Source organism: Catenulispora rubra (assembly GCF_015356825.1).
Classification (GTDB): Bacteria; Actinomycetota; Actinomycetes; order Streptomycetales; family Catenulisporaceae; genus Catenulispora; species Catenulispora rubra.
In genome coordinates, this window is record NZ_JAACYW010000456.1 from 1 (window position 1) to 6,180 (window position 6,180).

The window sequence follows — 6,180 nt, forward strand, 5'->3', positions numbered from 1 at the left end:
AGCCGAGACGCGATGTGTCAGAAGATAGGTCTCTTCTGACACAGCCCGCCTCGCTGTCCTGCCTGGACGCGCTGAAGGTAGTGAGGTCGCTACTGGACAGTAGCCTGCCAATTGCTCGCCCAGAACCTCCGCTCAGTTCCTGGGCCCACAGGCAAGCAGTCGTGACGTCCGACGGTATATTCCTTGCGGTCGCTCAGGCTCGCTTGCAGGTGATCAAGCGACAGATGCGGTATGCAACGCGGGGTACTGAGCAGCGCCCGGCTGTGGGATATGGGCGACCATGAGGGCTACGTCGTCGGTCGGGCCGCTCCTAGCAGGGCTCACGGCGGCCAGGATGTGGTCGCGGACCAGATCGACGGGCCCGGCGCCGGGCAGGGACGGGTTTTGGTCGGGACCTTGGGCCAACAACGTTGGCAGATTGCTGATGCTGCGCTGGACCAGGCCCTGTGTGTAGAAGGCCAAGAAGGAACCTACCGGGACAGCCACGGAAGCCTCCGACCAGCTGTGTTGCCGAGTATCGAGTGAGGGGCCGAAGGCTTCGTCGAGTGTTAGGACACACCCATTCGGCAGACGCAGAACCGGTGAGAGATGCCCGGCGTTGGCGTAAGTCAGGGTGTTGTGTATGGCGTCATAGACTCCGTACATCAGGGTGGTTCTGGACGCCACCGAGTAGGCGCGGCCGAGTGCGAGCGCTCGGCGGCTCAGGTGCCGAAGTAGCTCTGCCGGCGGCAGGTTCCGGGACGCCCGGGAAAGGACAGTCTCGCGCAGCCGTACCATGATCTCCATCTCGGCTTTAGTGGCCGCGTTCGTGCCGTTCATGGTGACATCGCCGATGACCAAGCCGATGCGGCCGAGGCCAAGCGGAATAGTGCCGTACCAACTGCCCCCGACTGCAAGCTCCTGTTCTCGTGACGGCGTCTCGCCAGCGGCACGGACCACGTGCGGCAGGTAGCAGGCTGCAAGACGGAGTCCGTCAGATTGGACCAGGGGCCTAGGCAACGCATGGCGAACAGCCGCGCGCCACTCTTCGCTGTGCTCTTCCGTCGTCCCTGTAGCTACCAACTCTTTCTCGATACGCGGGCCGGCGGCGAGCAGGCCGAGGGCGAAGCGCGTACCGACAAGCAGGCGCGTGACCGGCAACGCTTCGACGCCTCGCAGGATCTCATGGAGCTCGGCGCCCCACTCATCAAGTAGGCCATCGCGGACGGCTGCGCCAAGTCGGCGACCGGCAAGCCGCAGAATGGCGGCGGGCACCTTGTCCAGGCGGCCCCGGATCTCCTTGCTCACCAGTTCCCCCAACGCCGTACCCACCAGCCCGGCCATCACTGCGAGCGCCGCAACCGTCGAAGCGTTCATGCCAGCCCCACTTCTGGATTCCCGACCAGCCGCGGCACAGGAAGGCGAACCAGTTCGTTGACGCTAGCAAGCTCGCGCCCGGCAGCGTTCGCCCCCTCGGCACTGAGCCGGTACATGCGACGGGCCGGCCGTCCCTCTGCGGCCGGATCGATGTTCTCCGTCTCCTTGATCAGCCATCCGGCCTTTTCTAGCCGGGCAAGGATCGGGTAGAGCTTGCCGCTGGCGAAGCTTGTTTGCCGCATAAGGTCGTATCCATAGCGTGGCTTGGACACATCCTCAAGGAACACTTTCAGCACGGCCGCCACACCGAGAGTTACCCGGACTTCCTCCATACGTAGAAGTCTTACATAGGGTCTTCGATCGGTCCAGGCCCGGCGCGAGCGTTGCGCTGCTCCCGCATTTCGCGATCGCCGTGATGCGCAGCGACCGCAGGTCCCTACGGCGCTTCGGCCACGCCGCCCGCGCGCGGGCCGCTCGCGGCCGATCGCGCGGATCATCGGGCCCGGGTGCACGCGGCGCCGGTCATCGTTGCACGTGTCAGCACTCACGGGATTCCTCCGGCATGGGCTCACCGAATTCCTCCAAGGGACGGCGAGCGGAGCGGGCCGGTCGTGGTCCTTATGTGAACCGGCGGTTGCAGCATGAACCGGAGGACCACCTTGCCCCAGCTGCCGGTTTTGCCTTTGCGCTCGCCAACGCAACGTTGAGGACGACGAGCGGCGACGTGGTCCACGACGAGCGGACCGTGGGGAAATTACGTGAGCGGATCATGGCTGGCTGGAGGAATTGCATGAGCGCTGACACACGGGCGCCCACCGTGCCTGGGGGCAATCAGATGCCGTTGCCCCGGTGGATCCCCGGCGGGTGCAGACGATGCTCAGGGAGATCGACTCGATGGTGGGCCGGAGTTGGATCTGCGCCCCTTTACCGATGGCCGCTTGACCGCATCCGAATTCGCCCCTATATCAGGGTCCGCATAATCGCCGGTATGCCGAATGTCGCCGGACGGTTCGGGGCGCAGTCCGACATCTCGGCAGCCGCCGCCCGCGAAGCGGTATCCCCTGCCCCCGCGAAGACCAGCGGCTATTCCACGGCACCGGTCGACCCTTCGCCAGAAAGGGGTGCCGCCGAGGCGTCCTCCGAAGGCGACCGAGAGCCGGCCGTCGTCGATCCGTCGCAGCAAGGCATCTCAGTCCAGGGCGAAGGGAACAGTTCATGGATCGGCGGGAAGGTGGCAAACCGGTGGACGACCTTCTATGGATGCCAAAGATCAAGCAGAGTCGTCGTCAATGCATTGTCGACAACCCCTTCCAGGATGTCGTGCAGCGTGCTGGCGAGGGAACGGATCACGGTCGAGTGGTCTGCGGCGTTCGGCTCGGCCTCCGTCGCGTCGAGGATGTGCCGGCCAATCTCGCGGACCTGTGTCTGCTGTTCCGCGGTGAGGCCGAGTGCCGGCAGCGCCTGGACGATCGCTGCCGCGAACTGCCTGAGCATGGAACCACAGTCGCTTCGCGTATCAATGCGGCCGGAGACTTGGATGAAGTCTTGGGCGTCGATGGCGACGTTGCCGGTCGGGCCGTGGAACACGATCGAACGGTGGTCCTGTCCGCGCAGTTGCGCCTCACTCATGACGTCCGGGTCTCCTCCGTAGTGCTCGACGCAGGTCAGCCCCTGCAGGGTGGCTCCGGCACCGTCTTGAGAGAGATTGACGTATCCGCGGTAGGAGAGCCACCGCGCGGTGCGCCATACGTCGGCTTGGGTGACCGGAAAGGCTCCGAAACGGGATGCGGAAGCATTGCAGAACGCGCTGAGCCTGACGAAATAACCCTGTTTCGCGTTCTGCGAGATCCACGTGAGCAGCGCTACGCGCAATGCGTGTGCGTAGTCCGACGTGACGAGCGAGGCGGCATAGCCCTCCGCTTCCCGCAGTCCCGTCTCGCGCAGGGTGATACGGAAAATGCCATTCCATACCAAATGCCCCCAGAAGTCTTCGGGCACGATCTCCGCGAAACGATCGGCCTCGGGCAACCGAACGGCGGCTAGCACGCCTTTGGTGAAGCGCGTCGGGGAGAGTTCGTCGATCCATTCGGCCTCGCCGCCGGTGACCAGTTCGGTGATCATCGCGATTACTTCGTCGGCTCGGACCGGCCCCCCGTCGATGAGTGGTGGGTCCGGAACCAGGAATCCGTCGATGTCGCCGCCTGCTCCGAGGGTGTACTCCCTCAGCCAGGAGAGCAGCAGGTAGCGGAGCTGCCCCTGTCGGCCTGCGGGAAGGGTGTCGCTGTTCCATCGTGCCGTGTCGGCGCCGGGAACGAGCATGGCGCACGGGTCTTCGCATCGGGACTCGGCGGCGGCGTAGCGGCTCTGCGCCTGTGTTTGCAGCGCTGGGCGCGGCCTGATCGAGCTGATGTTCCCCTGAGCCGTCTGACTAGACGGCGCGAAGAACATCAGGCGTGACGCATGGGGAGCCCCGGGCGCGCCGTAGTGCCGCAGCAGGCGCGAGACGAACTGCAACATCTCTCGGAACTGATAGTCGTCGCCGGGCTCCAACAGCGTCCACTCGGGATGTTCGTAAAGGCCGCCCTGCTTGAGGTAGCGATGCCAGGTCGCGTGAACCCGGCCGTCTGTCCCAAGCCAACGGTCTCGTTGGCCGTACCGCTCCGGCATCTGCCAGGCACGAATCGCGGGCAGCGGAACCCGACTGAGCACCTCTCGTTTGCTCTGACGCCGCGACACCACATCGAGCCGCCAGAGTTCCAGTCGCACGGTACCTGGATACCCCGCGTCTGCCAGGAACTGGTTGTTGTCGCGGAGCAACCGCACCAGAGCCTGCTGCGCTTCGCGTTCCTTCTGGGTGTTCAGCGCCAGCCGCTCTTCAGGTGACACCACGCCACTATCCAGCCCACAGACTCGTCAGACCAGCGGCGAGTGCGCTGCTCGCTGCCGTCTCAACGATCGAGCGAAGGGTCAGACCCAGGGCCCGCATCTTGGGGTGATCGGGGGCGGATGCCTGAGCGAGTTGATCGATTTCCGCAGCGATCACGGACGCGGCCTGCACCTGAGCCGGTGCGAGCCCGAGCTGAGGAAGGGCTGGCGCCGCAGCCTGAGTGAAGCGGAGCAGCGCGGCGATATCCGACTGCTGGTCGCCAATGCCGCCAGCGGATTGTATGAAGTGGGACGAACCGATCGCCACGTTCCCCGTCGGCCCGCTGATCGTGATCCGTTGCGCAGATTCCGGCGTCGGTTCCAAAGGAGTCTCCGTCCGTCTTGCAGTCGTATCAGTTCACGTAGATCAACCAGACACAGTCCGTGTCAGTTCTCAGGCTACTCCGCAGTCGAAAGCGGATCGACGCTTTCCAAAGGCGCCTCCGCCAGCGGCGGAAGGCCGCTGGAAGCCGCCGGCAGGAGCACGGCGCCGACATGGTCTGTGTCATGACGAACAGCTACTTCTCGCAGGACGCCGACGAGTATGGCATGGAACACGACATCACCCTGGTCGCCGGGGATGTGTTGCAGCGATGGGCCACCCACGGAGACCGCTTCCCCGACGTGCTGACGTGGTACTTGGGGCGGATCTAGTGATGCCGTCAACGGCATAGGCCACACCCCGCAGACCTCGGTCTTGGGCGCGGCGGCGGGCTCCCAGCGCCGTCACGCCCACCACGCCCAGCGGCACCGTCCGGTCGCCAGCCTCGCGGCCTTGGGCCAGTCGAACTCGGTGACTCGCCTGGCCCCAACCGGCCGTCCGCGGCCGGCTCGCCCGAGGCGGCAGCCGGCCACATCCGCGGCGCGGGGCCGTTGCGGACAGCGACTTGCCCGATCCGTTCAGACTCGCCGACGGTTGCAGAGATCCGGAAGCACGCTAGTCAGGCAAGCCGACCTGGCGGTGCGCGTCGCTGATGGTTTCGATGATGGTGCGCACCTTGGGCAGGCTGATCTCGTCCAGGCTTGCCGTCTCGGTGTAGCCCTTGTAGCGCATGAGGTTCTGGGTGATACGCGTCGTCGCGCCGGTCGCGCGCACAACGGCGCCGACTGCCTTCTCGACGGCTCGTGCGTCGCGGTAGGTGTCGAAGTCCCACCGGTGCGGATCGTGGTCAAATCTCTGGCGCCGATGCTCAACCAGCCGGTTGTCAACATCGCCGGCGATGCCCCACTTCAAAAAGCCAGCCCACGGGTTGACAACGAGATACAAGCCGCCGGGCTCATCGGGTCGCACACCCCCGCCGTCGGAGCACTTATCGCAACCCACGGACCGGCGCGCTCGGGCGCTGCTGAGGGACAGGACCGTGGTTCGTGTACAGGCCAGGCAGATCACTTCCCACGGAGCGGTGATCCGTCCGGGGTAGATGCTTTCTCCTGGGTCGAAGCCAGCTTCCAGCATGCTCTTCGCCGCGGCCTCCGCGCCGAGCCGCCGCCCCTCGGTCGTTCGGATCCGACCGCACGGGTCACAGATATGACCTCTTTGGCGGATGCCGCTCAGCGTGGTCCTGTCCCCGATGTGGCCGCAGAATTCGCACTCCATCAGCCATCCGCGATCGACACCGCGGAACGGTGCCAGCGGAATCAGGCCGTTGTCCAGGGCTTCTTGAATGGCCTTGTCGGCATCACCCCGGTTAGCGTCACCGATCTTGTCTCGCTTGCACTGGCCGCCGCATGCGCCGACGCCTTCCCGCATGGCGTTGGAGTACAGGGGTGTAAGAGGCTGTTGCTCAACCGAACAGGGCGTGTGGCGTGTTCTCGTTCGTGTGACTTGATGTCAATGCACGCATGAAGGCAGGGCCTTCTGTGTAGCTCGTGGGTGTTGAGTCCGGAGCACGCAGGAGG

Annotated in this window: 6 protein-coding genes; 1 reads left to right on the plus strand and 5 read right to left on the minus strand. The window is 65.2% G+C overall.

What is annotated here, in order from left to right:
* Positions 1–213 precede the first annotated feature (213 nt).
* From GWK61_RS51990 to GWK61_RS52005, 4 genes are all read right to left on the minus strand, one after another.
* The gene (locus GWK61_RS51990) at positions 214–1,356 is read right to left on the minus strand and encodes a PP2C family protein-serine/threonine phosphatase (protein ID WP_194921610.1); all 1,143 of its coding nucleotides are present in this window, start codon (positions 1,354–1,356) and stop codon (positions 214–216) included.
* Positions 1,353–1,688 (minus strand): PadR family transcriptional regulator, encoded by a 336-nt coding sequence (locus GWK61_RS51995; RefSeq protein WP_194921611.1) that lies wholly within the window; start codon positions 1,686–1,688, stop codon positions 1,353–1,355. Before GWK61_RS51995 ends, GWK61_RS51990 begins: the two co-directional genes overlap by 4 nt.
* Positions 1,689–2,610: 922 nt before the next feature.
* On the minus strand, positions 2,611–4,242 hold the full coding sequence (locus tag GWK61_RS52000; protein ID WP_194921613.1) for a hypothetical protein: 1,632 nt from the start codon (positions 4,240–4,242) through the stop codon (positions 2,611–2,613).
* A 7-nt stretch (positions 4,243–4,249) separates the two neighbouring features.
* The gene (locus GWK61_RS52005; RefSeq protein ID WP_194921615.1) at positions 4,250–4,606 is read right to left on the minus strand and encodes a hypothetical protein; all 357 of its coding nucleotides are present in this window, start codon (positions 4,604–4,606) and stop codon (positions 4,250–4,252) included.
* Positions 4,607–4,665: 59 nt separating this feature from the next.
* Between GWK61_RS52005 and GWK61_RS60375 the strand changes: the two genes are divergently transcribed.
* A complete protein-coding gene (locus GWK61_RS60375) occupies positions 4,666–4,935 on the plus strand; it encodes a restriction endonuclease (RefSeq protein WP_323748167.1) in 270 nt (89 codons plus the stop codon).
* A gap of 283 nt (positions 4,936–5,218) precedes the next feature.
* On the opposite strand, the gene GWK61_RS52015 is transcribed toward GWK61_RS60375, so the two are convergent.
* On the minus strand, positions 5,219–6,031 hold the full coding sequence (locus GWK61_RS52015; protein WP_194921618.1) for a hypothetical protein: 813 nt from the start codon (positions 6,029–6,031) through the stop codon (positions 5,219–5,221).
* Positions 6,032–6,180: the final 149 nt, after the last annotated feature.

Coding starts and splice junctions, on each gene's coding strand:
- GWK61_RS51990 (WP_194921610.1), bottom strand. CDS start 1,356: ATGAACGCTTCGACGGTTGCGGCGCTCGCAGTGATGGCCGGGCTGGTG.
- GWK61_RS51995 (WP_194921611.1), bottom strand. CDS start 1,688: ATGGAGGAAGTCCGGGTAACTCTCGGTGTGGCGGCCGTGCTGAAAGTG.
- GWK61_RS52015 (WP_194921618.1), bottom strand. CDS start 6,031: ATGCGGGAAGGCGTCGGCGCATGCGGCGGCCAGTGCAAGCGAGACAAG.